The sequence below is a fragment of the Pseudomonas sp. TWP3-2 genome, from assembly GCF_049897765.1.
Classification (GTDB): Bacteria; Pseudomonadota; Gammaproteobacteria; order Pseudomonadales; family Pseudomonadaceae; genus Aquipseudomonas.
Map to the genome: position 1 here is coordinate 169,811 of NZ_JAFCWW010000007.1, position 25,897 is coordinate 195,707.

The 25,897-nt window shown below is 55.7% G+C and carries 26 protein-coding genes, 1 tRNA gene and 2 pseudogenes; 14 read left to right on the plus strand and 15 right to left on the minus strand.

Annotation, left to right across the window (positions count from 1 at the left end):
• Positions 1-64: 64 nt before the first annotated feature.
• Entirely contained in the window at positions 65-4,852 is a 4,788-nt protein-coding gene (locus tag ACP7EE_RS13130) for an RHS repeat-associated core domain-containing protein (RefSeq protein ID WP_426234838.1), read from the plus strand.
• Positions 4,845-5,249: a hypothetical protein gene (locus ACP7EE_RS13135; protein ID WP_426234839.1), complete on the plus strand. Its 405-nt coding sequence runs from the start codon at positions 4,845-4,847 to the stop codon at positions 5,247-5,249. The genes ACP7EE_RS13130 and ACP7EE_RS13135 overlap by 8 nt, the downstream gene beginning before the upstream one ends.
• An 89-nt stretch (positions 5,250-5,338) precedes the next feature.
• Here the strand turns inward: ACP7EE_RS13135 and ACP7EE_RS13140 are convergent, their stop codons facing one another.
• The 4 genes from ACP7EE_RS13140 to ACP7EE_RS13155 form a co-directional block, all read right to left on the minus strand.
• On the minus strand, positions 5,339-5,530 hold the full coding sequence (locus tag ACP7EE_RS13140) for a hypothetical protein (RefSeq protein ID WP_426234840.1): 192 nt from the start codon (positions 5,528-5,530) through the stop codon (positions 5,339-5,341).
• 126 nt (positions 5,531-5,656) lie between these two features.
• Positions 5,657-6,085, minus strand: a complete 429-nt coding sequence (locus tag ACP7EE_RS13145) for a glycine zipper domain-containing protein (RefSeq protein WP_420651505.1) — start codon at positions 6,083-6,085, stop codon at positions 5,657-5,659.
• Positions 6,086-6,218: 133 nt separating this feature from the next.
• The gene (locus ACP7EE_RS13150) at positions 6,219-6,590 is read right to left on the minus strand and encodes a glycine zipper domain-containing protein (RefSeq protein ID WP_420650449.1); all 372 of its coding nucleotides are present in this window, start codon (positions 6,588-6,590) and stop codon (positions 6,219-6,221) included.
• A 324-nt stretch (positions 6,591-6,914) separates the two neighbouring features.
• Complete coding sequence (locus ACP7EE_RS13155; protein WP_426234841.1) at positions 6,915-7,103, minus strand: hypothetical protein; 189 nt, start codon at positions 7,101-7,103, stop codon at positions 6,915-6,917.
• 237 nt (positions 7,104-7,340) lie between these two features.
• Here ACP7EE_RS13155 and ACP7EE_RS13160 point away from each other — a divergent pair, with 237 nt between their 5' ends.
• Positions 7,341-7,703: a YceK/YidQ family lipoprotein gene (locus ACP7EE_RS13160; RefSeq protein WP_426234842.1), complete on the plus strand. Its 363-nt coding sequence runs from the start codon at positions 7,341-7,343 to the stop codon at positions 7,701-7,703.
• Between the two features lie 7 nt (positions 7,704-7,710).
• Here the strand turns inward: ACP7EE_RS13160 and ACP7EE_RS13165 are convergent, their stop codons facing one another.
• The 3 genes from ACP7EE_RS13165 to ACP7EE_RS13175 all read right to left on the minus strand — a co-directional run bounded on the left by ACP7EE_RS13165 (position 7,711) and on the right by ACP7EE_RS13175 (position 8,617).
• Positions 7,711-8,031, minus strand: coding sequence for a YbjQ family protein (locus ACP7EE_RS13165; RefSeq protein WP_426234843.1), 321 nt, complete (start codon positions 8,029-8,031; stop codon positions 7,711-7,713).
• A gap of 101 nt (positions 8,032-8,132) precedes the next feature.
• A complete protein-coding gene (locus ACP7EE_RS13170; protein ID WP_426234844.1) occupies positions 8,133-8,465 on the minus strand; it encodes a type II toxin-antitoxin system HicB family antitoxin in 333 nt (110 codons plus the stop codon).
• On the minus strand, positions 8,462-8,617 hold the full coding sequence (locus ACP7EE_RS13175; protein WP_426234845.1) for a type II toxin-antitoxin system HicA family toxin: 156 nt from the start codon (positions 8,615-8,617) through the stop codon (positions 8,462-8,464). Before ACP7EE_RS13175 ends, ACP7EE_RS13170 begins: the two co-directional genes overlap by 4 nt.
• 1,477 nt (positions 8,618-10,094) lie before the next feature.
• Between ACP7EE_RS13175 and ACP7EE_RS13180 the strand changes: the two genes are divergently transcribed.
• The 4 genes from ACP7EE_RS13180 (at position 10,095) to ACP7EE_RS13195 (ending at position 13,415) form a co-directional block, all read left to right on the plus strand.
• On the plus strand, positions 10,095-10,646 hold the full coding sequence (locus ACP7EE_RS13180; RefSeq protein ID WP_426234846.1) for a Panacea domain-containing protein: 552 nt from the start codon (positions 10,095-10,097) through the stop codon (positions 10,644-10,646).
• Positions 10,647-11,471: 825 nt separating this feature from the next.
• Entirely contained in the window at positions 11,472-12,011 is a 540-nt protein-coding gene (locus tag ACP7EE_RS13185; RefSeq protein WP_426234847.1) for an ATP-binding protein, read from the plus strand.
• Positions 12,011-13,060, plus strand: coding sequence for a GNAT family N-acetyltransferase (locus ACP7EE_RS13190; RefSeq protein WP_426234848.1), 1,050 nt, complete (start codon positions 12,011-12,013; stop codon positions 13,058-13,060). The genes ACP7EE_RS13185 and ACP7EE_RS13190 overlap by 1 nt, the downstream gene beginning before the upstream one ends.
• On the plus strand, positions 13,038-13,415 hold the full coding sequence (locus ACP7EE_RS13195) for an ASCH domain-containing protein (protein WP_426234849.1): 378 nt from the start codon (positions 13,038-13,040) through the stop codon (positions 13,413-13,415). Before ACP7EE_RS13190 ends, ACP7EE_RS13195 begins: the two co-directional genes overlap by 23 nt.
• 51 nt (positions 13,416-13,466) lie before the next feature.
• Here the strand turns inward: ACP7EE_RS13195 and ACP7EE_RS13200 are convergent, their stop codons facing one another.
• A complete protein-coding gene (locus tag ACP7EE_RS13200; protein WP_426234850.1) occupies positions 13,467-14,438 on the minus strand; it encodes a hypothetical protein in 972 nt (323 codons plus the stop codon).
• Positions 14,411-14,839, minus strand: a pseudogene (locus ACP7EE_RS13205) (hypothetical protein); the annotation flags it as partial. The gene ACP7EE_RS13200 and the pseudogene ACP7EE_RS13205, both read right to left, overlap by 28 nt.
• Before the next feature lie 35 nt (positions 14,840-14,874).
• On the opposite strand from ACP7EE_RS13205, the pseudogene ACP7EE_RS13210 reads away from it, so the two are divergent.
• From ACP7EE_RS13210 to ACP7EE_RS13220, 3 genes and pseudogenes are all read left to right on the plus strand, one after another.
• A pseudogene (locus tag ACP7EE_RS13210) lies at positions 14,875-15,324 on the plus strand (site-specific integrase); the annotation flags it as partial.
• Between the two features lie 401 nt (positions 15,325-15,725).
• Positions 15,726-16,019: a hypothetical protein gene (locus ACP7EE_RS13215; protein WP_426234851.1), complete on the plus strand. Its 294-nt coding sequence runs from the start codon at positions 15,726-15,728 to the stop codon at positions 16,017-16,019.
• A gap of 68 nt (positions 16,020-16,087) precedes the next feature.
• Positions 16,088-16,540, plus strand: a complete 453-nt coding sequence (locus tag ACP7EE_RS13220; RefSeq protein WP_426234852.1) for a hypothetical protein — start codon at positions 16,088-16,090, stop codon at positions 16,538-16,540.
• 99 nt (positions 16,541-16,639) lie between these two features.
• Here ACP7EE_RS13220 and ACP7EE_RS13225 read toward each other — a convergent pair whose 3' ends face one another.
• On the minus strand, positions 16,640-16,858 hold the full coding sequence (locus ACP7EE_RS13225) for a hypothetical protein (protein ID WP_426234853.1): 219 nt from the start codon (positions 16,856-16,858) through the stop codon (positions 16,640-16,642).
• A gap of 203 nt (positions 16,859-17,061) precedes the next feature.
• Positions 17,062-17,151, minus strand: a tRNA-Ser gene (locus tag ACP7EE_RS13230).
• Between the two features lie 295 nt (positions 17,152-17,446).
• On the opposite strand from ACP7EE_RS13230, the gene ACP7EE_RS13235 reads away from it, so the two are divergent.
• The 3 genes from ACP7EE_RS13235 (at position 17,447) to ACP7EE_RS13245 (ending at position 20,182) form a co-directional block, all read left to right on the plus strand.
• Entirely contained in the window at positions 17,447-18,136 is a 690-nt protein-coding gene (locus tag ACP7EE_RS13235; RefSeq protein WP_420650443.1) for a crotonase/enoyl-CoA hydratase family protein, read from the plus strand.
• A 216-nt stretch (positions 18,137-18,352) separates the two neighbouring features.
• Complete coding sequence (locus tag ACP7EE_RS13240) at positions 18,353-19,075, plus strand: 1-acylglycerol-3-phosphate O-acyltransferase (RefSeq protein WP_426234854.1); 723 nt, start codon at positions 18,353-18,355, stop codon at positions 19,073-19,075.
• Positions 19,076-19,210: 135 nt separating this feature from the next.
• A complete protein-coding gene (locus ACP7EE_RS13245; protein WP_420650441.1) occupies positions 19,211-20,182 on the plus strand; it encodes a magnesium and cobalt transport protein CorA in 972 nt (323 codons plus the stop codon).
• Positions 20,183-20,267: 85 nt separating this feature from the next.
• Here the strand turns inward: ACP7EE_RS13245 and ACP7EE_RS13250 are convergent, their stop codons facing one another.
• The 4 genes from ACP7EE_RS13250 to ACP7EE_RS13265 form a co-directional block, all read right to left on the minus strand.
• A complete protein-coding gene (locus ACP7EE_RS13250; protein ID WP_426206362.1) occupies positions 20,268-20,990 on the minus strand; it encodes an amidotransferase in 723 nt (240 codons plus the stop codon).
• 96 nt (positions 20,991-21,086) lie between these two features.
• Positions 21,087-23,231, minus strand: coding sequence for a 3-hydroxyacyl-CoA dehydrogenase NAD-binding domain-containing protein (locus tag ACP7EE_RS13255; RefSeq protein ID WP_426234855.1), 2,145 nt, complete (start codon positions 23,229-23,231; stop codon positions 21,087-21,089).
• Between the two features lie 19 nt (positions 23,232-23,250).
• A complete protein-coding gene (locus ACP7EE_RS13260; protein WP_426234856.1) occupies positions 23,251-24,456 on the minus strand; it encodes an acetyl-CoA C-acetyltransferase in 1,206 nt (401 codons plus the stop codon).
• A gap of 361 nt (positions 24,457-24,817) precedes the next feature.
• Positions 24,818-25,051, minus strand: coding sequence for a hypothetical protein (locus tag ACP7EE_RS13265; RefSeq protein WP_426234912.1), 234 nt, complete (start codon positions 25,049-25,051; stop codon positions 24,818-24,820).
• Here ACP7EE_RS13265 and ACP7EE_RS13270 point away from each other — a divergent pair.
• Positions 25,037-25,858 carry a c-type cytochrome gene (locus ACP7EE_RS13270; protein ID WP_426234908.1) on the plus strand — a complete coding sequence of 274 codons (822 nt, stop codon included), beginning with the start codon at positions 25,037-25,039 and terminating at the stop codon, positions 25,856-25,858. The genes ACP7EE_RS13265 and ACP7EE_RS13270 overlap by 15 nt on opposite strands.
• The last annotated feature ends 39 nt before the right edge of the window (positions 25,859-25,897 follow it).

The window sequence follows — 25,897 nt, forward strand, 5'->3', positions numbered from 1 at the left end:
TTCTTTCCCGTTTGATCCCCCGCACAGTTGCGCGCCTTCCATCGAATTGCGCGAGCGACTGCGAATGCTTCCACCCGATCCTCTGCTGAAACTCAATAACACCATTGGTTTGCTGGTGGTCGCGGCGCTGAATCCCGAGCAGCCCGACGCCGAAGCGCTGTTCGGCGAATTTCGCCTGTGTTTGAACAACTACGACGCCTGGGCCGAGCAGTTCTGGACTGGCACGGCGCTGGATGTCGAGCAGGTGTTCAAGGTCGGCAACGATGTGTCGCTGACTGCGCCGATCAAGTCGCGTAAAGCGCTCAGTTCTTCGGTGTTCATGTGCCCTGCTCAAGGTCCGCTGACCTTGGTGCATATGTTCGAAGCCGCACGGTATGTGCCGATTGGTAATACGCCGGTGATGCTGGAACCGGTGGTTGCCGAGGTTGATGGCGTCCTCAGCTATGGCGAACCGCTGCATCACACCATCGGCCCCAGCGGCATTCTCGAGGTGTCCGACTGCAATCGGGGCCAGCGTTATCGCATCACCTTCTTTCCTGATGTTTCCTCCGAGCATGTCAAAACGCTGTACGCGTCTTATCAAGGTCTCATCGATGGACTTGAGGTCTGGCTGCGTGGGGAATGGGCAGGGTTTGAGCCGCAGTGGAAGGAGTTTTCCAGTGCCGGGTTCAGTGAGCGTTATGGCTTGTTGCAACAGACTGACTGGCGCGGTTTTGAGAGCGCGTTAAACGGCGTCTGGGACGACGTGAAGCAAGTGTTTGCGCTGCTTGCGGATTTGCAGGCCAACAGCGAAAAACTCCTGGCGTATCTATCGGCGCTTGAACTGGACGCCCTGTTGAGCGCCTCGGCCGAGACCATCGCCAACGGGTTGTTGATGCTCAGTGACGAGCCGCTGCTGTTTATTCATCTGGCGGCGTTTACCAGTTGGTTGAAGATGCTGCCGCCGCAGTATCTGGCCGAGGTGGTAGCGGAAGTTCGCGCCGAGTTGCTGATTGGCTTTCTGCTGATGTGCGTTGGGCGCGGCATGGGCGTGAAGCTGCTGTTGAGCGCCAAGGTCCTCTCCAAGATCAAATCGCCGCGCGCGCGGGAGTGGCTGGCGGCTGCGGCGTTGCGTTTGGCTGAGCTGACCTCTGAGGCCGATCTGACCCGACATGCTAATGCGCTGAGGCCGCTGGCGGTCAATGCGCGGCAGGCACCGTTGAAGCCGACGCCGACCGTGCCGCTGGAGATTCGTCAGGGCGAGGGACCGGTCTTGACGGTGCCCAATCCCGCCGCGATATCGCGCAACAAGTCACAAGACATGACGCGGCTGGAGCGGCACGAGCCTCGGGATGAGGCTTCGGATCAGGCTAAGAACCCCAACGGTGACAGCGCGGATTGTGCGCCGCTGACCTGCACCAACGGTTGTCCGGTGTCGATGGTCACTGGCGAGGAATTGCTGACGCTGACCGATGGTTCGCTCGATGGATTGCTGCCGTTCGAGTTCACCCGCTTGTATCGCAACAGCGCTGCCGAAATCGACGTCGGCCTGGGCTTTGGCTGGAGCCATTCGCTGGCGCATCGGCTGGAGATCGAGGGCGACGGGGTTGTCTGGGTCGATCACGAGAACCGGCGCACGCGCTTTCCGTTGCCGAGTGTCGCGCGGCCGGCGATTCACAACAGCTTGTCGCGTGCGGCGATTTTTCTCGGGGATGAGCCGGAGGAGCTGATTGTTGCGCTGGCCGGGGATTCCGCGCGGTTTTATCACTTTCGCGCGGGGCGGCTGACGGCGGTCAGTGATGCCTACGACAACCGCTTGCTGGTGTCGCGTGATCGTCAGGATCGGATTCAGCGGCTGGATAACGGCGCCGGGCGTTCGCTGTTTCTGCGTTATGAGCGCACGCATCTGGTGGCGGTGGATTACCAGGTGTTGCGCGAGGCGGTCTGGCGCAGCCAGCAGACCCTCGTCAGATATCGCTACGACGCCCGCCAGCGGCTGATCGAAGCGACCAACGCGGTCGGCGACAGCGAGCGTTACGACTACGACGACCAGCACGTCATCCTGCAGCGGCAACTCAGCGGTGGGGCAAGTTTTTACTGGGCGTGGGAACGCTCTGGCAAAGCCGCGCGCTGCGTGCGGCATTGGGCGTCGTTTTCGCAGATGGACACGCGCTATGTCTGGGACGATGCCGGCAGTGTCACGGTGCAGTACGTCGATGGCACGGAAGAGGTTTACGTCCATGACGACCGTGCGCGGCTGGTGCGCAAGGTCGCGGCGGATGGGGGTGAGCAGCTCAAGGCTTACGACGATGCGGGCCGGTTGATCGCCGAGCAGGATGCGTTGGGCGCGGTCACCGAGTACCGCTATGACGAGGTGGGACGGCTGATTGCGCTGATTCCGCCGGAAGATGCGCCCACGTCCTACGAGTATCGCCACGGTTTCCTGCACACCCGTTCGCGGGGTGAGGCGGTCTGGACTTACCGGCGCAATGCTCAGGGCGATGTGACCGAGTTGGTCGATCCGGACGGGCATGTCACGCATTACCACTACGACCCGCAAGGTCGGTTGCTGTCGATCCGTTATCCGGACACCAGCCGCCATGTGCTGGTGTGGAACGACCTAGGGCAGTTGGTCGAGGAAACCCTGCCCGATGGCGGCGTACGCCAGTTTTCCTACGACGCTTTGGGGCGGCGGATTACCACCCGCGACGAACACGGCGCGCTTACTCGGCAGACTTGGGACGCCGTCGGCCGACTGCTGCAGACGATCGCTCCGACCGGCGCCAGCCGTACTTTCAGCTACAGCCCCTACAACCAGATCACCGCCGAGCGCGATGAACTGGGTCGCATCACCCGCTACGAGTACGACGACGATCTGCACCTGGTCAGCCGCCGGATCAATCCCGACGGCACGCAGGTGCAGTATCGCTACGATCATGCGCAGCTGCTGCTCACACAGATCGAGAACGAGTCCGGCGAACAATATCGGCTGGACTACACGCCGACCGGATTGATCCGACAGGAAACCGGCTTCGACGGCCGGCGCACGGCTTACGTCTACGACCGTAATGGGCACCTGCTGGAGAAAACCGAGTTTGGCGATGACGGTTCGACGCTGGTCACCGCTTACGAGCGTGATGCGGCCGGGCGCCTGCTGGTCAAGACCCTGCCCGATGGCGTGCGTGTGGAATACCGCTACGACCGCCTCGGCCGACTCAGCGGCGTCGACGATGGCCAGCGGCACCCGCTGGAATTTGCCTACGACACTCAGGACCGGCTGATCAGCGAACACCAGGGCTGGGGCACCCTGCGTTACGCCTACGACGCCTGCGGCCAGCTCAAACGCCTGCGCCTGCCCGACAACAGCAAACTCGACTACCTGTACGCCAAGGGTGGCGCGCTGACTGCGATCCACCTCAACGGCGCGCAGCTCACTCGCCACGTCTATCAGTCCGGTCGTGAACAACAACGCCAGCAAGGCCTGCTGCTCAGCGAATATGCCTACGACGAGCAAGGCCGTTTGCAGGCTCACGCCGTAGGCCATCAACGCAGTTCGGTGTATCGCCGCGATTATGCCTACAGCCCCAACGGCAATCTGGAGCAGATCGCCGACACCCGCCACGGTCAACGCAACTATCAGTACGACGCCCTCGACCGCCTGATCCGAGTGTGCCACACCCGCGACCATCTCCCCGAAAGCTACGCTCACGACCCGGCCGGCAACCTGCTGATGCAGGACCGTCCGGGACCGAGCAGCGTCAAGGGCAACCGCCTGCTGGCCCAAGGCGACCGCCACTACGACTACGACGCCTTCGGCAACCTGATCCGCGAACGCCGTGGCCTCGCGCAACAACTGATCACCGAATACCGCTACGACAGCCAGCATCGCCTGATCGGCCTGACCCGCCCCGACGGAACAACCGCCAGCTACCGCTACGACGCCTTCGGCCGGCGCATCAGCAAAACCGTCGACGGCCAGACCACCGAATTCTTCTGGCAAGGCGACCACCTCGTCGCCGAAAGCAGCAAAGAACAACACCGCAGCTTCATCTACGAACCCGGCACCTTCCCCCCGCTCGCGATGCTCGACGGCAAAGGCCCAAAACGCGCCTGCCCGTTCTACTACCAACTCGACCACCTCGGCACGCCGCAGGAACTCACCGACTACAGCGGCGAGATCGCCTGGTCGGCGCAGTACGCCGCGTACGGCAAAACCACCTCGGTGGAACTGGCCGGCGAGGACTACCTCGACCAGCCGCTGCGGTTTCAGGGGCAGTACTTCGATGAAGAAAGTGGCCTGCACTACAACCGGCATCGGTATTACGATCCGGAGGTTGGGCGGTATCTGACGCCGGATCCGGTGAAGTTGGCTGGGGGGCTGAATCAGTACCAGTACGTGCCGAATCCGACGGGGTGGGTGGATCCGTTGGGGCTGAGTTCCGATTGCCCTCCGCCAGATAAACCGGGTTGCGTGGCACCCGGTGATGTTGGCGGCTCCGTTGTTGATGAAGGTGAGCCGCAGACTCCTAAGCTGAAATCACCACATAAGCAGTTTGGTAGTGACAAAAAGCTTGAAGAGCATTATGAAAAACATGGTGCAGAGTTTAGGGCCATGAGCAAAGAAGAATATTTGCTCATAGCACAAGACGTGGTGAATCAAGGGTCTCGCATTGAGTACCTTTACAAGGAGCAAATTCGAACAGGGTATTTTCAGCTAATGGGAAACAATCGTAGAGGAGAGGCAAAATTTGCCTTTGTCGGCACTAACAACAACGGTGAAATTACTACGCTTCACACAAAAAGCGGAAAAGAATTCTGGCGAACAATTAACGGCAGTGCACAGGACAAAACAGTGAGACCAATTTATGACTAGAAAATACAAAGCGGTGATCATTGAAACCGGCGGCGACGAAGATGATATCGCCATCCTGCAAGTTGGAGACGCTTCTATAAAATGCTTCGTAAACTACTGCCCAATATTAATTGAAGTCGGAAAATCTTATGAAACCGAGTTCGAAATGGTCCTACCCGATGAGCTTATGGTGATGCCTGTCGAAAATGAAAAAAAGCAAATAGAGGTGCTAGGTAAAGGCCTCTCCTGCAATATTTTTGGTTTTCTGGACGATGGTATTTTAAGGTCGGCAATTGAATTTGGTGATCAAGACATTCACTACGACTACCCATACTTAAACAAGCAATACATCCAAATCACCGCACATAGAATCGATGTTTCTTTTCTCCGCGAGATAGAGGGCGAGAGGTGTGTTTAGTCACGCCGTTCCTCTCAAAGGGCCTGGAATACAGGCCCTGAAGTCTTAAGGATGGTGCCTGTACCTTGCTCAATACTCCCACTCACCAATCACTGCTCATCCTCATCCTCGTCATACTCCATATCCGCCTCATCAGAATCATTCAACGGCACCGTCGCATCATCCATCAGCGACCCCGGATCTTCGTTCCCCGGATCATTCAGCTCGCGCTTCTCCGGGTCTTTGATAAACGGCACTCCGCTCGGGCCCTTCTCTTCCTTGCCTTCAGTCTCTGCGTTCATGGCATGCCTCGCATTGTTCGGGAATGTATAAAGTTCGAAAGTCCCCGCGGCCAAACGTTCCGATCTGCGAATCGCAGATGCAAAAAACCCGGCATCACGCCGGGTTTCCAGAGCTTCGAAAACTAATCAGTCATGCCGATTCTTGTGTTTGTTCTTGTGCTTGTGCTTATGGCCGCTGCCAGAGTGGGATTTGCCGTCGTCGTTGCCGAGGTTACTGCCCACAGCGCCACCCGCAGCGCCGCCAAGACCTGCGCCGATAGTCGAGCCGGTCGAGCCGCCAATGCTGTTACCAATCACCGATCCACCGGCCGAACCCAAACCGCCGCCAATCGCCGCCTCAGTGCGGCTGCCTTTGCGTGCGCCAACTGCGCTACCCGCCGCGCCGCCGACACCTGCGCCAACCGCTGCGCCTGTGCTGCCGCCGAGCTGTCCGCCAATCACGTTTCCAAGTGCACCGCCTAGCCCGCCTCCGACAGCGGCTGTGCCATCGCCAGCGGCCATGGCGCCTTGAGCCACAAACAATCCGAAAAACAGTGCAGATAGTGTCAAACGCATTTGAACCTCACAGTTCCCGAACCGGGACGGTATGCCCACGCAGTGGGCTATGTGCCATTAGAGCTGTTTATTCGACAAACGTTCAGCGATGAAAAAAAGACATCAGGCCGGACATTTTCGTACGCGATTTCGATTAATGACGCTTGTGGCCTTTCGACAAATTGCTACCGACCGCACCACCGGCTGCACCACCCAGGCCAGCACCAATGGTCGCGCCGGTACGGCCGCCGAGGCTGTTACCAATCACCGAACCGCCCGCCGCGCCGACACCGCCGCCAATAGCCGCTTTCGTCCGGCTGCCTTTGCGCGCCGCCATTGCGCTGCCGGCCGCGCCTGCTACACCGGCACCAATCGCGCCACCCGTGCTGCCACCCATTTTCTGGCCGAGCACGTTACCCAGCGCGCCACCCAGACCACCACCAACTGCAGCCGTGCCGTCGCCGGCAGCCATCGCGCCTTGAGCGACCAGAAGGCCAAGAACCAGAGCAGGCAGTGTTAAACGCATGACGAAAACCTCAACAATAGGGATGAGCAAAGGGCGGGGATTGAATGCCGTTACGGCGGCAAAGTCCAGACAAAGTCCAGGAATACCGTGCACCAGGCGCCGATTGGACAGCGATTATGCAAAAGGTTTTATCGCGGACAAAAAAAAGCCCGCTGGGGAGACGGGCTGGAGACTTGCTTTCTAACGGATGGCTTCACCTTAGATCGACGGCTGTGAAAAGTTTGTGAAAACAATCGAACAAGTCGCACTCATCTGTAGGAAATGTCCGCGCCCGGCGCCAGACACAAAAAACCCCGTGCTATGACGGGGCGTGGTGCCGATGATTCATTTTCTGGATCGCGCCGACACTCTGGGCAAAAACTTGGCTTTCTGCGCCTTGGGCACTGCCGATTTGATCTTGTCATTCTGAGCAGGATCCTCGCCAAACCCGGCGTGGTACTCGGTCTGACCACAATGCACGCAGTTGTTAACGGAAAATTCACCCGCGTCGTGTTCGATGTACGGATTAGTCATTTTTCGCCCCTTCATAAGATCGGATCGATACCGGCAAGCGTATTTGCCTGGAAAAATATCAACCTTCAAGAATTTTGAGACTAGTCGGTCATTCCTGGACCTGTTGTTCAGATTGCCTGGCGACCGACGAATGGCCTAGGTAAAAACAAGCCGACCAGCCCGTTCGCTGGAACAACGGCCTCTTTCAGCTAGCCTAACTTCCGCGTGACACACCATCACCCGCGAAGGAACGCGAACATGACAACGGCAATCACCCCGAAAAGTCTTGGCTTGATACTCATGACAGTCGCGCTAACAGGCTGCGGCACGCTCAGCAGCGTGTTGCAGGACGACTCGGTGGCAGGCAATGATCTAAGAAAACGCCACACGTACTGTGACTCGATTTCGCGGGTATACAGCGGGGTGGGTTACGACTTCTGCATCATGCATGCGCCGGAGTTGCCGCAAAAAAGCTGGAAAGGCACCCCGACGGCGAGCCTGGTTGTGCTCGACATCATGCTCTCCGGCCTGACCGACACCCTGGTCTTGCCCTACACAGCCTACAAACAACTTAAACATGGCAATATCGAAATCTACCAATCACAAACCTCTGCTCGGTGAGGGCGCATCAGCGTAACTTCACTGCGGTACCGGTAGCGAACACCACAACCATCCCGCTCTTGCCTGCCGGCATGCTGATCTCGAAATCCAGCCCGACAACCGCGTCCGCGTTCAACGCCTGCGCACGCTCCTTGATTTCATCCGTAGCCTGAATACGCGCTTCTTTAAGCGCACGCTCCAGCGTCTGCGAACGCCCACCGAAAAAATCGCGCATCCCGGCGAACAGGTCACGGATCACGTTGACGCCTTGCACCGACTCGGCACTGACGATGTCGAGGTAAGCGGTGATCTGCCGGCCTTCAATGGTGTGGGTTGTAGTGGTGATCATTTGAGCGGCAATCCTTGTGCAGTTGAAAAGTTGGCGATAGTAAACCACTTGCTTGAAAAGCTAAGTGGTTGACGGGTAGCACTCTGCGAACTGGCGATTATTCAGGCATGCACCTCTCGATCAAGTACATCAGCCACCCATTGATTAATGCTTTTTTGCGCCAACTGCGCCTTCACAGCAACTGTCGCGTGGAGCGCCGGCGCCAAGCGCAGGCTGAGATTGCCCGAATAGGGTTTTTGAGGAGAGCGCCCGAGCTTGGCGCAGGTTTCGAGGTAATCCGTAACTGCCTCCTGGAAGGCTTTTCGCAGCTCAGCAACTGACTCGCCGTGAAACCCAACGATATCTTTGATACCTGCGATGTGGCCGACGAAAAGGCCGTCTTCATCGCTGTATTCAATTCGCGCGGCATAGCCGTTGTAATTCATTACGTTCACGGGATGACTCCTGCTTGCTCAAGGAAAGCCCGAGCGTCACGCACTTGGTAGGGCTTCGCTTCTTTGTCTGGGTGAGGCCGATGAAAGGTTGCCACCACTCCGTTCAATTCAAAACGCACTCGGGACCCGTTGCCCTCGAGCGTCCAATACAAAGAACACCGCTACCTGATTCGGGGAAGCGATTTTTTTGTAGAACAAAGTTCACCGTCCGTATGGCACGGCTACAAGATATCGGGAGGAGTCGGGGCGATGCTGTCAGGGGAATCCGTGAGTCGTGTAAGGAAGTACGCTTATTGCTGCTGTGCAGCAGGCATGGCTTTTAGACATTCGCTTCTCAGGCTTCACACTTGCCGCACCAAGCTTCAATGCTTAGCGAAGACGCTGACTTCGCTCTGGATACGGACGGGTTTGCTTAGGTATACAACACTACCTACTAGGCCCATATCGCCCTTTTCCAGACGCCAAAAACCACAAACTCCCGACTTTCTCTAGGAAAATCAGGGGTTTGTGTTTACAGAATATGGCGGTGAAGGAGAGATTCGAAACTACCCGTTTGCGCTTTTTTGAGCACACCCCCCCGGTTTATAAGGGCTGCAGAGGAGCGAGATTTTTAATCTCAGTCCCATGTCAGTCCCATGGGTTTTGCGCACCAGGTTGCAGAACAGGGTCGCGAAAGCCATTTCGACGTTTCATGTTGACCCATGGGAAAAAGGTAATTTTGGTAATACAGCGTGAGCCAACCTCTGGAAGCCTTGAAAATCGTGGCGTTGAGAGAATTCCTTAAAGGTAATAATTTGGTAAGTATGAAGTTAGAAAATTACCTTTACTATGAGTAATCCCTGATAGCCCTTAAACCCAGTAAAATTGGGCACTTGAGAAATTATTACCCTAACTCTTACCTAAAATTACCTCTTGAGGTAATGACTGAAAGCCAGGCACCACAAGGGCTGTAGCCCATTTCTATACCTCGCTTACCAAAATTACCTTTTTCCCAGCCCACGTTTGAAAATATCCATACGGCAAATCCCAAGCAACCGCTTTCGGGTCCAATCTGGAGCACTCTCGCTGCTATCTGGTTTCTTTCATATGGAGCCAGTACCAATGCCAAGAGAAGATGCTTTACCCAGGAGCACGATGCGTGAGGTGTTCGATGTATTCCACCGCGCGCGCATCAGTAATCCGCGCTCATCTTTTCATGACAGGGTCAACAATGCTGGTCGAGCAACGGACTTGAACCGTGGACCAAAGGATTATGAGCCCGAGTTAGGGTGCTGCAGTCATTGAGCAGTCCCCGATAAACCAATGATTTTCCAATACTTCTGTGTATATGTGCAGCAATTGAAATCTTCCTAAATCGGACGGACGTTGGACGGAAATTCCAGCGTCGACAAGGGCTTTATGGTCTGGCTCGCCTTTACCTGCTGAGGGGGGGAATGCCATGGCAAGCGAAAAAGGCGAATACCTGTGCTATACCCATCGTCAGAGGGTGTTGAGGCGGGGGCAAGCATGGATCTTGCCCTTCGTCTGAAAAACTGAGTCTTCACCTAGTCCAACTTGACTAAATAATGACCAAGGCGATAATCCGCCACCGAAAGACATGCCAATGGATGGCAGAAGAGAGGTGATACCGTGATATTCAGCGTACAAAAAGTAGCCCACATGGCGGCTTTCTTTTTGGCCCGCCGTGAGGGACCGATGTCCCATCTGAAGCTGATCAAGCTGATGTATTTGGCTGATCGGCTCAGCATGGAGCGTTACGACGCTCCGATGTCTGACGATGCTCATTACAGCATGAAGAATGGGCCAATCCTTTCCAACACTTTGAATTTGCTCCGTGGTGTTGTGCGGGACGACGTTTGGAGTGATCTCGTCAGTCCTGTTGATGACAATCAGGTTCGACTCAATCGAGATTTTGCGTGGGAGGAGCTTGATGAGTTGTCGCGCGCCGATCTGGCGATTCTTGACGAGGTGTATGCACGCTTTGGGCGGATGAAGCGTTGGGAAATCGTCAACTATACCCACACGCTCCCTGAGTGGGTCGATCCAGGAGCATCGCGGTTACCGATTGATGCTGCGATGACTTTCCAAGCTTTAGGCGCTTCGGAGGAGTTAGCCCGGGGCAAAAGTGCTGCGCTAGACGCACGCAGAAGATTGGGTCAAAAACTTTCTGAGATGAGTTGATGCCAGGGAACGTCTTCCAGCAAGGAACGCTGTTCATTTTGACCGGCCCCGTTCCCCACCTCCATGTCGTCATGAACGACCCAGTTTACTGCGGTGAAGCCGGCGATATGAGTGTATTGGTTGTCAACATCTCATCGGTTAAGCCAAATTCTTTTTTTGATCCCGCTTGCGTACTACAGCCCGGATGCCATCCGTTTGTCACCCAAGACAGCTGGGTTGTTTATCGGGGCGCGACTGTCTTAAGGGTGCCAAGGCTGGAAGCCCAAATTTCAGCTGGCGATGTTCGTCCACATCACCCCGTCACTCAACTCGTATACAACCAAGTACGAGCAGGCTTTGATTCGTCGGATCTCGTTGCCGCAAAGATTTCTCGCTATCTTCGCAGACACGGAATTTAGGCCGTAGCCCCAAGCGCCAGTGAGCTAAAAACTCTCCAGAAATGACTGTGCGCATTTCTTAAAATCCCTCAAAACCATTGTTTTTCTTGTTTTCGCTCAATGAAAACGGGCACTTCAGCTCTATTTCTTAGACACCCTCTCCAACTGCGCCCGTGCAGCGACGTTGCGTTTCGTTGCATAACTTTGCAAAAGATGAAATGGCTAAGTGCTTGTGACACCCCACAGCTAGGCTGGCTTACAGGATCCTTTACACGACATGAGGATTTGCAAAAAAAACTGTCGTGAACCCCGCCGGCGGGAGGGGGATAAGTGCTTTTCTGTAAGATTTTGTTTGGCGATCGGTGTTTTGTAGCTACAGGTGACCATCGACTAATTGACAGCTCCCTGAATGACTGGCGTACTGCCAGCACTAATAGGGAGGTTAGCAATGGTCATATTTATAGCGGGCATCCATGGCGTAGGGAAAACGTTCCTATGCCAAGCGCTGACAGCTGCGACAGATTTGAGGCATTCGAGCGCGAGCCAAATCATACGAGAAGAACGAAGCTCCCAGTCTTGGGGAACCGACAAGCTCGTAGCAGATATCAGTGGTAATCAACAGGCGCTTGCAGCTGGAGTTAAGCGGATTCTGGAGGACGAGGCGACTCTCATCCTTGATGGACACTTCGTATTAAAAACATCTAAAGGTCTCGAAGATGTTTCACTAGAAACCTTTGAGAGTCTTGGGCTTTCAGCGATTATTCTAATTGAATCTGACGTCCAAGTGGTCGCTCAGCGACTTGCCGATCGCGACCAAAACCACTCTGCGGGCAACCTGAAAGAATTTATGCATGCGGAACGGATGGCTGCTTTAAAAGCATCATTGACCATAGGAATACCATTCTTCTTATTAAACAGCCCCTCCACTGAAACTTTCATAGACTGCACAAATAGTATTTTAAAGCTAACAAATAGGAATAATTACTAATGGAACTTAACCAAAAACAATTTAAGAACATCAATCTAAAAGATGCTTTTTTTACGTCGTTAATTAATGACTATGAAGAGTTTTCAGATTGGTTTGCACGCAAATCAGAAGACTCTGCATACGTATTTGAAGACACCGCAGGTAGCATCAACGGGTTTCTCTATCTTAAAACAGAAGAAGGCGTCGTAGCAGACGTGGTCCCTGCGCTTCCCGCAAAAAAACGTATAAAAGTCGGCACGATGAAGATTAATGCCCGAGGAACAAAACTCGGCGAGCGCTTTCTCAAAAAAATATTTGATCATGCCATGCACAATGGTGTGGAAGAAATTTACGTGACCGTCTTCCCTCATCATGATGTTTTAGTCGGCTTATTTCAGAAATATGGTTTTTTGCAAGCTGCGGAAAAACATTCCAAAAACGGCACTGAGCTTGTCCTCGTGAAGAAATTAAACCAACTGCAAGGAAACCTGCTCAGCTCGTACCCACATATAAATAATGTAGGTACAAATCGGTATTTATTATCCCTAAAACCAGTTTGGCATACGCGCCTTTTACCTGATTCTATTTTAAAAAACGAAAACGCTCGAATCATCGAGGACATATCCCACACAAATAGTATCCACAAAGTATATTTAGCGGCAATGCGAGGTTTAGAAGCTCTGAAGCCTGGGGATATCCTTCTTATCTACCGTACGACTGACGACGCGGCCCCAGCCCATTACCGATCCGTAGCCACTTCAGTAGGTGTCGTGGAGGAATACCGCTCCATCCACTCTTTCGTCTCACGAGACGAATTTATGGCATATTGCCAGCCATACAGTGTTTTCAGTGATGCAGAGCTTAGCCAGTTCTGGGCAAGAAAAAACTTCCCTCATGTGTTCCGGTTTACGTATAATGCGGCACTCAAGCGTCGTGTGACCCGCGGAGAAATGATTGAGCAATACGGGCTCAATCCTAATGATTACTGGGGCTTCATGCCGCTAACACAGAATCAGTTTGATTCCATCATACGAGCAGGCCAAATAGATGAAGGTATTGTTATCAATTAAGCCTGAGTATGCGGAAAAGATACTACAGGGAGAAAAGCGTTTTGAATTTCGGAAATCTATATTTAGAAACTCCGAAGTAAAAACCGTCGTTATTTACGCAACGATGCCAGTAGGAAAAGTTATTGGCGAGTTCGACTTTGATGAAGTTCTCTCTGACAATCCCAAAGAAATTTGGAGCCTTACAAGCAAGTTTTCCGGAATCACTAAAAAATTCTTCAACGAGTATTTTAATGGTAGAGAACTTGCACACGCTATTAAGGTTGGTGCAGTGCGACGATATGAAACGCCGCAAAACCTGAAAGAATATGTTCCCAGCGGCGCCGCACCGCAGTCCTTCTGCTATTTAAGGGACTAACTTTCAAGGCCCGCTTATAGCGGGCCTTTTCAATTCATGTGAGCACTCAATTTACAGGGTGATCAGCTCCATACTTTCACTCATCAACAAGGCTAACTTAGCCCCATCCTCGAATACAGCGGCATTCTCTGGCACCGGTGTAGCACCATGTGTATGGCTTGCCAGTTGAATATTCATCTGCTGTACCAAGGTAATTAGATCACATAAAATCTGCAATATATTCACCTGCTCGGATCCCAGCCAAGTTTTAGGGGCAACTAGCTGCTGACTTACAACCGCCACACTCTTTCGCAACCCCTCAATCCGCTCCTGCATATTGCCGCCCACCGTGGCGTTGTGCTTTTGCCCCACCACCACATTCAAGTCCCGCCCAGTCGCCTGGTGCAGATCATCCACCGCCGCAACGCTTGCGGACCCACCGGATAGCAACTTCAACGCGCCCAGCGCCTCGATCTTTTTTACACCACCCACCGTCTCGGTCGAGTGATCATCAATCGTCTGCGTGTGGCTCTGGAACTGCTCCCGGTTGTCCAGGGCTTCAACCTCTCGCTCGATCGCCTGATCGCGGATCTTGCCATCGGTCTGACGCAGCCAGTTTCCGTCGGCGTCCACGCGCTGCTGGGCAGCATCGCTGTGCTGCCACACCTGATCACCTTTAGGCACCTTCGGCATGCTCAGCCCGTGCGGCAAGATCGATTGAATGTAGGGCTTGTTCGGCATCCCGTAGGCGAAGCACACCACCACCCGCGTACCCTCCTCCGGAAAGGCATAGATACCCATTTCCTCGCCACCGGTAGGCAGCGGCAACGGAACGCCAGTCAGTGGCGGCATGGCAGGATCCGGCTCGTCGTCCGGGCCGAGTACAACAATGTCCACGGCATAGCGCGGACGGAAGTCGTCACAGATTCCGCCGTCCGTCGGCGCATCGGCCACGGCGGTGACTTGGGCGAAGCGCGGTAGATGATAGCCACCGGTGAGTTCGGGGAATTGGCGCTCTACTGCGCGGCGAATTGCGTCTTCCATCGGATGGCCATCTGGTCATTGGCGAGCGCCACGCAGGTGATGCGCTCGCCGGTGTTGATCGTTGCGCCTGGTCGCAACCCGGGAAGGGCCGCGACCATCGCGCTCTGGTTGCCCTGGTAGCCGTCGAACAGCTCCGTGGGGATTTGCAGCGGCGCCCGGACGCCAAAGAAGCTGTCGGCCCAACTGCCGGCGAACACTTCGCCGTTGCCCAGCTGGTGCCAGGTGAAGTCGGGAATGCTGAATACACGGGCCAGACTATCCATGGCTTGGTAGCCGGCGGCGAGGTTGTAGAAATACGGCGTCTTCACACTGGCGTAAGGCCGATCCGGAACACGAAATCGCAGACCGGTCTGCTCGCTGACCTCAGCCAGCACGGCGCGCAGATCGACGTGACGCAAGTTATGACGGGCGTGCTTGAGGTCGGTGGCGATCTGTTCGGGTCCGCCTGCTGGCACCGGCGTGGGAGGCACTGCGCAAAATCGATGCGTTGAACCGGAACAGGAAAGCGGAAACCGTTGAGATTGTGGAGCGGGACAACAAGACGGTCCGCCAGCACAAACTGCACTTCGTTTTCCTGAATACCAAAAGCGGCCTGCCGCACGCCAACGACTTCGTGGTGCGGGACCGGTTCTTCAAGGCTCATCTACTCGCAGCTGGCGTTCGTTATCGCGGACCTGGCCAGTGCCGGCACACCTACGCCAGTCAGTTGCTGACCACCGGTGTGGCCTCGATCGACTGGATCGCCGAGCAGATGGGCCACACCAACGGCAACATGATCCGTCAGCATTACGGGACATGGATTAACGAGGACGGACCGGATGTGGTGGGCATGTTGCAACTGGCGTTGAAGCTGGCCCCGGCTACAGTTCCACACGAAATTCGCTGAGGCCCACGCTTTCGGCAAAGCACCCCGACGCTATTAGGCTGGCCCAAGTACACAGCCAAGTGAGCGTCGACCAGGCCGTCGAAGGATGGCAGACCAGTCCCGGCGGTCGTGGTTTCCGTGCCCCCACAAAAAGGCGCCCGCGCCTGGCTTAGGTGTGGGGGCCGATTGAACATAGGCTGGAATTCAATGTATCGGTGTCCGAAGAGCGCCATCGACCAACAGCGGACAATGGACACGCTGATGTTGACTCCGTAATGTGTGCGGCAGCCGCTGTGAAAGGGCTGCTCCACGACTCTAAGCGCCTAACCAGAGATAGCGATTATCAAGTCTTGGGACTATAGTGCTTCGAAAACCAAGTCGACATTTCGACGACATAGAAAAGTCTTTAATAAGGAGACATCATGATTGATTTCAAAGAAGCGGAAGCGGTTGCTCGTAATGAGTTCGACAATTTTGTGACCGGAGCAAGCAATCTAACTCTTGAGGAGATTGTAATTTCAGATGATAACCAGAGGTATGAAGTTACCTTTAGCTACGACATTGAGCGCTCGCCTCACTCCGCGCTTGGAGCTCGTGCCAAGACGCCCCTTTTTGAACTAGCTTCGGTTTTAGGTAAGCGGAAGGAATTTAAGACATTTTTAGTATCTGCAAGAGACGGCGCGCTCAAAGGATTTAAGCGGTACAAAGGCCAATAACAATGCCAAAACCCAGAAAAAAATCGATACCGAACTGTAAAAGAGACATCATAATAGATACAAACCTTATGCTGCTATTAATTATAGGAAGCATTGAGGATGGAAAGTTTATTTCCAGCTCTAAACGGCTAAAAAAATTTTCTGTAGATGACTATCACTTACTTCTGAAAGCCATAAAAATATTTGGCGAAGGACACACTACAAAGTATATTGCTGCAGAAGTATCCAATTTATTAGATCTACATAGCTACGCTCAGGAAAAAGCTTTTGAAATCGCTAGAGCATTGTTCGGTACATTCAAGGAGATAAATTCAGACCTTGATGATGATTTGAGTCATCGGTACTTTTCAGAATACGGCTTAACCGATTCCAAGCTCATAGAGCTGGCCTCGACCCATCTGATTTTCACTGATGATGAGCGACTGTCGCCACTTTTATGGAGCGCTGGTATGGACAACGTGTATTCACTGGAGATGATCAGAGCTCTTGCATCGGGAGGCCGGAATGGATATCTGAACTGATTTGTCCATTTCAAGATTTTCAGACACACTTCAGATAACCGTGTCAGCCTACCAACCACCAGCTGCTTCTCGCCGATCGCAGCCCCCCATGCCGAATCCTTAAGATTCACGTAGCCGCATAATCGCAGCTGTGATCGCTTTAGCATTTCTGTCTATGGTCTCCATGGCTCCGACTGCGTTATCGGCGGCAGTATCCCCACCGTGCTCAGAAAGCCATTTCGTGACCTCTTCTATAGCCGCGGCCAACGCATGCTGGTTGTGCAGGAGCAATGTCAAAGCATCAGCGGTAGCGACGTTGGAGTCAGAATTATTTGGCATGGGTTCGTCCTTGAGCGAGGGTTCTGTAGATCGTAGTTCACAGGAATCGAATCATCACCAAAGGCGCGTTCGCTGCACACCACTTTTCGCACCAAAACAGTGCACCAGTCCCATCTCAGTCCCATATGGCCATTTTCGGGACGCAAAAAACCACAAACCCCCGACTTTCTCTAGGAAAATCAGGGGTTTGTGTTTACAGAATATGGCGGTGAAGGAGAGATTCGAACTCTCGATACAGTTTCCTGTATACACACTTTCCAGGCGTGCTCCTTAAGCCACTCGGACACTTCACCGTTTCTCGTCATTCGCATTGCGTCTGTCGAGGCGCGCTAATGTAGTCGAAAGCTTTTGCGATGGCAAACTTTTTTTCAGAATTTTCATGCGCTTAAGAGATTTAGCTGTTTTGCCGAGATTCGGCCCATGGCAAACCGGCCATTCTTCGGTGGGCGCAACGCTTCTATATAGAAGGCGATACCTCAGCGGTGCGGCGCGAAGCGCGAAACGGTGACTGGCGGGTCAGTCACGGCGCTTTACCTGACCTGCGGTGGTGGGTAACGTCTGCTCATCTTTCTTATAAGGAATAGCGTCATGAGCGACCTGATTGCCTACCATCTCGAAGACGGTATCGCGACCCTGACCTTGAGCAACGGCAAGGTCAATGCCATTTCGCCGGACGTGATTGCAGCGTTCAACGCGGCGCTGGATCAGGCGGTGACTGATCGTGCCATCGTGATCATTACCGGTCAGCCGGGAATTCTGTCCGGCGGCTATGACCTGAAGGTGATGACCACTGGCCCTAAAGAAGCTGTTGCGCTGGTGACTGCCGGCTCTACGCTCGCCCGTCGCTTGCTGTCGCACCCGTTTCCGGTGATCGTCGCTTGCCCTGGGCACGCTGTGGCCAAGGGTGCGTTCATTTTGTTGTCAGCCGACTACCGCATCGGTGTCGATGGCCCGTTCAGCATTGGTCTGAACGAAGTGCAGATCGGTATGACGATGCACCACGCTGGCATCGAGCTGGCGCGTGATCGTCTGCGCCGCTCGGCGTTCCACCGCTCGGTAATCAATGGCGAGATGTTTGATCCGCAGAGCGCAGTGGATGCCGGTTTTCTCGACAAGGTGGTGTCTGCCGAGGAGCTGCAAGGCGCCGCTTTGGCCGCAGCGCGTCAGTTGAAGAAGATCAACATGACCGCGCACAAAAACACCAAGCTCAAGGTGCGCAAAGCCCTTCTGGAAGCGCTGGACAACGCGATCATCCAGGATCAGGAACACCTCGGCTGAGCCAAGTAAAAGCCGATCAAGAAAAGCCCGAACGTCGTGTCGGGCTTTTTCTTACGCGCCCGGTTTAAAACTCCGCAACAGCTCTACGACGCGTCTGACGCTCAAGTCGGAAACATGCGCTTAAACATCGCCTATCTCCAGACTCTATAGCAGCAATTGCCGAAAACAGTGCACATCCGTACACTGCGCCACCTTTTGCGCCGGTGGGGCCTGAGAATGCTGTTTGTGTTTCGTATGTTGTTGATGGGCCTGCACTTTATTCTGGCGGGTGTGCTCGGGGTGCTCCTCGGAATTTGCCGACCATTCAATCCGGACAACAGCCGTTTGTGCGCCCGTCTCTACGCACTGCCCGCCATGTACATTTTGCGTCTGCGGGTGAAGACGGATGTCGCGCCGCTGATGAACAAGCCTGACAGCTGCGTGATCATCGCCAACCACCAGTCCAACTACGATCTGTTCGTGTTCGGCAACGTGGTGCCGCGCCGGACCGTGTGCATCGGCAAGAAAAGCCTGAAGTGGGTGCCGTTGTTCGGGCAGTTGTTCTGGCTGGCCGGCAATGTGTTGATCGATCGTGGCAACGCGCAGAAGGCGCGCCAGTCGATGCTCACCACTACCCACACCTTGCAGCACGAAGACACCTCGATCTGGGTGTTCCCGGAAGGCACGCGCAATTTGGGTGAAGATCTGCTGCCGTTCAAGAAAGGCGCGTTTCAGATGGCGATTGCTGCCGGCGTGCCGATCGTTCCTGTCTGCGTCAGCAGCTACGTCAAGCACATGCGCCTGAACCGCTGGCGCAGCGGGGAAATTCTCATACGCTCGCTGCCGGCAATTCCCACAGCGGGATTGACCATGGACGATATGCCCATGCTCATCGAAAAGTGCCGCGAGCAGATGCGTGAATGCATCGCCGCGATGGACCGGCAGTTGCAAGCTGCATGAAAAAACCAAACCCGCTTTGTGCGGGTTTTCTTTTGCCGGGTGAACTGCGCAGATTTCACTGACTCTCAAGCATCGACACGGCTAAGCTGAAGCCGTGTTCCCCTGCCATCTGCCAATAAGAAGTGAACCACCACCATGGGTCGAGTTGTTGCTGCTGCGGTTTACAGCGCCGGTAAGAAAGTCACCAATATTTCCCTCGATGAGGGCGCAGCCTGGGCTGCGAAAACCGGGCACTTTGTGTGGATCGGTCTGGAAGAGCCGGACGCTCAGGAACTGGCCAATCTGCAACGCCAGTTCAATCTGCACGAACTGGCAATCGAAGATGCTTTGGAGAAACACAGTCGGCCGAAGCTCGAAACTTTTGGCGACGCTTTGTTTATCGTCACCTATTCGCCGGTGCGCGAGAACGGTGTGTTGCAGTTCATCGAAACCCATATTTTCGCCGGCAAGGGCTACATCATTACTGCGCGTAACGGCCACTCGGCGTCCTACGCGCTGGTCCGCCAACGCTGTGAGGCGCGGCCGCTGTTGCTGGAGCATGGGGAAGATTTCGTACTCTACGCGCTGCTGGATTTTGTCATCGAGAACTATCAACCGGTCGGCGAAGCGATCCATGCCGAGATCGATGAGCTGGAGCGCAACGTGCTGTGCAGCGCCCTGAATGAATACGACATTCAAAAACTCCACGGCTTGCGTCGGGATGTGTTGCGCCTCAGACGCTATGCAGCGCCGATGGTCGAGATCGGTGAGGAGCTGCAAAAACTCAGCTTCCCGTTTATCGACAAGAACATGCGCCCCTACTTCCGCGATGTGCAGATCCACGTCACACGGCAGATGGAAGACCTGACCACGCTGGCCGACATTGCCAGCCAGACCATCGAAATCGGCGTACTGCTCGAGGCTTCACGGCAAAGCGTGGTGCAGCGCAAGTTTGCGGCGTGGGCGGCGATTCTGGCATTTCCGACGGCGGTGGCCGGGATCTACGGGATGAATTTCCAGAACATGCCGGAGCTGAGCTGGCATTACGGATACTTCGGTGTATTGGGGTTTATTACGGTGGGATGCGTGAGTTTGTGGGCGAGTTTCAAAAAGTCGGGGTGGTTGTAAGAATCGCCAGCAGGCTGGCTCGCACAGGCGCCTGTGTAAAACGCAGATCCACTGTGGGAGCTAGCTGCTAGCGATGCTCTGAGCGTTAAACACTCTCGGGCTTGTGCGCTACAAAACGCATCATCCACTCCGCCACCGTGGCGCCATGATGCTGATGCTCAAGGCTGGCCACGCCCTTCGAATAAACCTGTTCACCCAACGCTTCCTGACGCAGATCCAGCAGCGCCCGTGAGTAGTCGTGAATAAATTCCGGATGGCCCTGGAAGCACAACACCTGATCGTTGATGTGGTACGCCGCAAACGGGCAGAAATCGCTGGAAGCAATCACCGTGGCGTTCTCCGGTAACGCCGTCACCTGATCCTGATGACTGATCAACAGCGTCAGCTCTTCCTGCACCGGACTCATCCACGGCGCCTTGGCTGCCAGTTTGTAGTTGTGGATACCAACGCCCCAACCCTTGGTCGCGCGCTCGCTTTTGCCACCCAGCAGCAGCGCCAGCAATTGGTGGCCGAAGCACACGCCGAGCAGCTTGTCGCCACGCTCATAGCGGGTCAGCAAGTATTCCTTGAGCGTTTGAATCCATGGATCAGTGCCGAACGAATCGGCCTTGCTGCCGGTGACCAGATACGCATCGAAGGTCAGATCATCGCTCGGATACTCGCCCTGCATCACGTTGTACACGGTGAACTCGGCGGCAATCGGTTGCTGCGAGAACAGGCGCTGGAACATCTGCCCGTAGCCCTGATATTGATCGATCAGTTCCGGACGCAGGATGTCGGTTTCCAGAATGCAGATGCGTAGCGACATAAAAAATTCCTGACACGTGATGGCAATAATGCACACCCCAGAGCCTGCCTTGAAACCACCCGGCAAGGCAAGCCCCGAACTGCACAGTTCATCCCGTCAGAACAGTTCGCCTGTGGCGGCTTTTTCCAGCAACAGCGCCGGCGGGGCGAAGCGTTCACCGTACTGCTCGGCCAGATACTGCGCGCGCGCGACGAAATCCTTCACCCCGTACTGATTGATGAACTGCAACGCACCGCCAGTCCATGCGGCGAAACCGATGCCGAAGATCGAGCCGACGTTGGCATCCGCGGTCGAGGTCAACACGCCCTCCTCCACACAGCGCACGGTTTCGATGGCTTGCACGAACAGCAGTCGATCACGCACGTCCTTCGGTGAAATCTGCCCGTCAGCCTTTTCGAAACGGGCTTTCAGCTCGGACCACAAATGCTTCTGGCCACCGGCCGGGTACTCATAGAAGCCGCCTCCTGCGGCTTTGCCCGGCCGCTTGTATTCGTTGAGCAGCAAGTCAATCACGGCGAAGGCCGGGTGCTCAATCAGAGGTTTCCCTTCTGCTTGCAGGTCTTTGGCCGTTTGCTGACGGATATGGCTCATCAGGCTGAGGGAAACTTCGTCGGAGATTGCCAGAGGCCCGACCGGCATGCCGGCCTTGCGCGCTTCGGTCTCGATCATCGGCGCGCTGACGCCTTCGCCGAGCATGGCGATGCCTTCGTTGGTAAAGGTGCCGAACACCCTCGAGGTAAAGAAGCCGCGACTGTCGTTGACCACAATCGGCGTCTTCTTGATCTGCAGGACGAAATCGAAGCCACGCGCCAGGGTTTCGTCGCTGGTTTGCGCGCCCTTGATGATTTCCACCAGCGGCATTTTTTCCACCGGACTGAAGAAGTGCAGACCGATGAATTTGCTCTGATCCGGTACGGCAGCCGCCAGACCGGTGATCGGCAAGGTCGAGGTATTGGAAGCGATTACAGCGTCGGCACCGACAACCTGTTGCGCGGCCGCCGAGACCTTGGCCTTGAGTTGACGATCTTCAAACACCGCTTCAATGATCAGATCGCAGCCCGCCAGATCGGCATCGCTTTCAGTGACCTGAATCCGCGCCAGCACCGCTTCACGTTGTTCGGCATTCAACTGGCCGCGAGCGACTTTTTTGTCGAGCAACGCCGCCGAATGCGCCTTGCCCTTCTCTGCAGCAGCAATATTGACGTCTTTGAGCACTACATCAATGCCGGCCGAAGCGCTGACGAAGGCAATCCCCGCGCCCATCATCCCGGCGCCGAGCACGCCCACGCGCTGCGTCACGTAAGGCGCAATACCTTGCGGACGCGAGCCGCCAGCGTTGATCTCGTTCAGTTGAAACCAGAAGGTGCCGATCAGGTTTTTCGAAATCTGCCCGGTGGTCAACTCGGTGAAGTAACGGGTTTCGATCAGATGCGCGGTATCGAAATCCACCTGCGCGCCCTCCACTGCCGCGCAGAGAATTTTCTCCGGCGCCGGCAACGTGCCCTGGGTTTTCGCGCGCAGGATCGACGGCGCGATTGCCAGCATCTGCGCGACTTTCGGATTCGAAGGAGTACCGCCGGGAATCTGGTAACCCTTCACATCCCAGCGTTGTACCGCCGCAGGATTGGCCAGAATCCATGCCCGCGACTTGGCCAGCAGCTCATCACGATCCGCCGCCAGTTCATCGATCAGACCGGCCTGCAACGCCTGCTGCGGGCGTACTTTCTTACCTTCGAGCAGATAAGGCAGAGATTTTTCGATGCCGAGCATGCGCACCATCCGCACCACCCCGCCGCCGCCCGGCAGCAAGCCGAGGGTGACCTCCGGCAAGCCGAGTTGCACCGAGGCGTTGTCCAGTGCGATCCGATAGTGGCAGGCCAGACAGATTTCCAAGCCGCCACCGAGCGCCGCACCGTTGATTGCCGCAACCACCGGTTTACCGAGGGTTTCCAGACTGCGCAACTGGGCCTTAAGGGTCAGCACCATGTCATAGAAGGCTTTGGCTTCAGGCTTGCCGACTTTGATCAACTCATTGAGGTCGCCGCCGGCGAAGAAAGTTTTCTTGGCCGAGGTGATGATCACACCGGCAATCGCATCCTTCTCCGCCACCAGGCGAGCAACGCATTCGGCCATGGCCTCGCGGTACACCGCGTTCATGGTGTTGGCGCTCTGGCCCGGCATGTCGATGGTCAGCACCACGATGCCGTCCTGGCCTTTTTCGTAACGAATGGCTTGGGTCATGACAGTTTTCCTTAAGGGCTCAGAGGCGTTCGATGATGGTGGCAATGCCCATGCCGCCGCCGACACACAGCGTCGCCAGGCCGTAGCGCAAGCGCCGCGCTTCCAGTTCATCGAGCAAGGTGCCGAGGATCGCGCAACCGGTGGCGCCCAGCGGGTGGCCCATGGCAATCGAGCCGCCATTGACGTTGACCTTGTCCGGGTCGACCGCCATGTCCTTGATGAATTTCAACACCACCGAAGCGAACGCCTCGTTGACCTCGAACAGGTCGATGTCCTCAACGCGTAACCCGGCTTTCGCCAGCGCCTTGCGCGTGGCCGGCGCCGGGCCGGTGAGCATGATGGTCGGATCGGTACTGGTCACCGCCGTGGCGACGATCCGCGCCCGTGGCTGCAAACCGAGCGCGCGGCCCTTGGTTTCAGAGCCGATCAGCATCAGCGCCGCGCCGTCGACGATCCCGGAACTGTTACCCGGTGTGTGCACGTGGTTGATCCGCTCGATATGGCTATAAACCCGCAATGCGGTGGCATCGAAGCCCATCTGGCCGATCATTTCGAAACTCGGTTTGAGCTTGCCCAAGCCTTCGAGGGTCGATTCAGCGCGGATGAACTCATCGTGATCGAGCAGGATGATGCCGTTCTGATCCTGCACCGGCACCAGCGACTTGTTGAACGAGCCGTCCGCGCGGGCGCGCGCAGCTTTCTGTTGCGAGTACAGCGCGTAGGCATCGACGTCCTGCCGACTGAAGCCTTCAATGGTGGCGATCAGGTCGGCGCCCACGCCCTGCGGGGTGAAATGCCCGTGCAGGTTGGTCGCCGGATCCAGAGCCCACGCCCCACCGTCGCTGCCCATCGGTACGCGCGACATCGATTCGACGCCGCCGACCACCACCAGGTCCTCAAACCCGGAGCGCACTTTCATCGCGCCAAGGTTCACCGCCTCAAGCCCCGAAGCGCAGAAACGATTGATCTGCACTCCAGCAACGCTGACGTCCCAATCGGCCACTTGCACAGCGGTTTTGGCGATGTCCGAGCCTTGATCGCCAATCGGCGTAACGCAACCGAGCACCACGTCATCGACCTGGCTGGTGTCCAGCGCCGTGCGCGCCTGCAACGCCGTCAGCAACCCGGCCACCAGATCGACCGGTTTGACGCTGTGCAGGGCGCCATCGGCCTTGCCTCTGCCACGGGGAGTGCGTAACGCGTCGAATATCAAAGCTTGGGTCATGACGGCCTCGAACCTGTGCGGTGAGTGAAATACTTGCTGCCACTCTTGGCTTTGCACGTCGCGGATTCAATGACCACAGCGCTCAATGACGTTGACGCGCACGCTCAGACGGACGGTCATCCGCCGTTTGGTGAACCGGTTCAGGTCAGCGAGCGGTCTAGCAAAAGGGCGACAAAGAAGCTGGCAATGGGCCTCATGTGTTTTTAATCGCTTTGTGCTTGAGATCCATACGAAATGGATCTAAGCCAAGTGTGACGTGGGCTCTAAGGTGAAGATGTGCGCCGTTGTCGTCGGGTTTTGCCGAGGCAGGCGCACTAAACAGGAAGTGCAGCACTTGCCGTCACGGATATGCAGGCAAGTATCAGGAAATAACAAAAAAGGCGGTCAAGCCATGTTCAAGCAACCGAAAGTTCGTCAAGCAGGCCTCATTCTTTTCGCCACGACGCTGTTGTTGATTTTGCCGAATCTGACCAAGGTCATCGGCTGATTCCAGCGGCAGGTATTTTATCGCCACCGAAAATGTGCCTGGTCCGCTACCCGGGCCAGCGTGGCTGTGCCAACCTTCGTGCACTTCCACGACATCGACGACGATCATTTGAAAGCGCTCATTGTGTTTGGGACCATGCTGCTGAGCATGCCCTTGTCTGCCGCACAGCTGAATCTGGAGCTGGGCGCAACCAACCGCACCTGGCAGACCGAGGAGTTGCTCAAGCATCCTCAGGTACAAACCCTCACCATCAAAAATGACGTGTCCTACAAGAAGGACATGACTTATCGCGCCGTGCCTTTGGCCAGCCTGCTGACCGGAATCAAACCGCAAGATCATCTGCAAGCTGTCGCACTGGACGGTTTTGCTGCGGAGATAACCGCCGCACCGTTGCTCAATACGCAAGGTGCGCGAGCCTGGCTGGCGATCGAAGATCCGGCCGATCCGTGGCCGCCGCTGTCGGAAGGCAAGCACAGCGCCGGACCGTTCTATCTGGTGTGGACCGATCCGCAGGCCGGCAATATCAGCCCGGAGCAGTGGCCGTTCGAAGTGGCGAGCATCAAGCGCATGGCGCCGGTGGCCGAGCGCTTCCCTGCCCTGCTGCCGGATCCCGCGTTGAAGGCTGATGACCCGGTGAATCAGGGCTTTGCGTTGTTCCAGAAAAATTGTCTGGCCTGCCATCGCTTGAATGGCGCAGGGGATGCGCAATTTGGGCCGGATCTGAACATTCCGTACAACCCGACCGAATATTTCGGGGCGGATTTTCTCAAGCGCTACATTCGCGATCCGCAGAGTTTGCGTCAGTGGCCACAGGCAAAGATGCCGGGGTTTTCCGCGCAGGTGTTGCCTGACGGAGATTTGCAGTTACTGGTGGGATATTTGCAGCACATGGCCGGGCGCAAAGCCAAGCCATAAGCCTTAGGGTGTGATTACCGGCCTCATCGCTGGCAAGCC

Coding starts and splice junctions, on each gene's coding strand:
- ACP7EE_RS13130 (WP_426234838.1), top strand. CDS start 65: ATGCTTCCACCCGATCCTCTGCTGAAACTCAATAACACCATTGGTTTG.
- ACP7EE_RS13135 (WP_426234839.1), top strand. CDS start 4,845: ATGACTAGAAAATACAAAGCGGTGATCATTGAAACCGGCGGCGACGAA.
- ACP7EE_RS13140 (WP_426234840.1), bottom strand. CDS start 5,530: ATGAACGCAGAGACTGAAGGCAAGGAAGAGAAGGGCCCGAGCGGAGTG.
- ACP7EE_RS13145 (WP_420651505.1), bottom strand. CDS start 6,085: ATGCGTTTGACACTATCTGCACTGTTTTTCGGATTGTTTGTGGCTCAA.
- ACP7EE_RS13150 (WP_420650449.1), bottom strand. CDS start 6,590: ATGCGTTTAACACTGCCTGCTCTGGTTCTTGGCCTTCTGGTCGCTCAA.
- ACP7EE_RS13155 (WP_426234841.1), bottom strand. CDS start 7,103: ATGACTAATCCGTACATCGAACACGACGCGGGTGAATTTTCCGTTAAC.
- ACP7EE_RS13160 (WP_426234842.1), top strand. CDS start 7,341: ATGACAACGGCAATCACCCCGAAAAGTCTTGGCTTGATACTCATGACA.
- ACP7EE_RS13165 (WP_426234843.1), bottom strand. CDS start 8,031: ATGATCACCACTACAACCCACACCATTGAAGGCCGGCAGATCACCGCT.
- ACP7EE_RS13185 (WP_426234847.1), top strand. CDS start 11,472: ATGGTCATATTTATAGCGGGCATCCATGGCGTAGGGAAAACGTTCCTA.
- ACP7EE_RS13190 (WP_426234848.1), top strand. CDS start 12,011: ATGGAACTTAACCAAAAACAATTTAAGAACATCAATCTAAAAGATGCT.
- ACP7EE_RS13195 (WP_426234849.1), top strand. CDS start 13,038: ATGAAGGTATTGTTATCAATTAAGCCTGAGTATGCGGAAAAGATACTA.
- ACP7EE_RS13200 (WP_426234850.1), bottom strand. CDS start 14,438: ATGGAAGACGCAATTCGCCGCGCAGTAGAGCGCCAATTCCCCGAACTC.
- ACP7EE_RS13215 (WP_426234851.1), top strand. CDS start 15,726: ATGATTGATTTCAAAGAAGCGGAAGCGGTTGCTCGTAATGAGTTCGAC.
- ACP7EE_RS13220 (WP_426234852.1), top strand. CDS start 16,088: ATGCTGCTATTAATTATAGGAAGCATTGAGGATGGAAAGTTTATTTCC.
- ACP7EE_RS13225 (WP_426234853.1), bottom strand. CDS start 16,858: ATGCCAAATAATTCTGACTCCAACGTCGCTACCGCTGATGCTTTGACA.
- ACP7EE_RS13235 (WP_420650443.1), top strand. CDS start 17,447: ATGAGCGACCTGATTGCCTACCATCTCGAAGACGGTATCGCGACCCTG.
- ACP7EE_RS13240 (WP_426234854.1), top strand. CDS start 18,353: ATGCTGTTTGTGTTTCGTATGTTGTTGATGGGCCTGCACTTTATTCTG.
- ACP7EE_RS13245 (WP_420650441.1), top strand. CDS start 19,211: ATGGGTCGAGTTGTTGCTGCTGCGGTTTACAGCGCCGGTAAGAAAGTC.
- ACP7EE_RS13250 (WP_426206362.1), bottom strand. CDS start 20,990: ATGTCGCTACGCATCTGCATTCTGGAAACCGACATCCTGCGTCCGGAA.
- ACP7EE_RS13255 (WP_426234855.1), bottom strand. CDS start 23,231: ATGACCCAAGCCATTCGTTACGAAAAAGGCCAGGACGGCATCGTGGTG.
- ACP7EE_RS13260 (WP_426234856.1), bottom strand. CDS start 24,456: ATGACCCAAGCTTTGATATTCGACGCGTTACGCACTCCCCGTGGCAGA.
- ACP7EE_RS13265 (WP_426234912.1), bottom strand. CDS start 25,051: ATGATCGTCGTCGATGTCGTGGAAGTGCACGAAGGTTGGCACAGCCAC.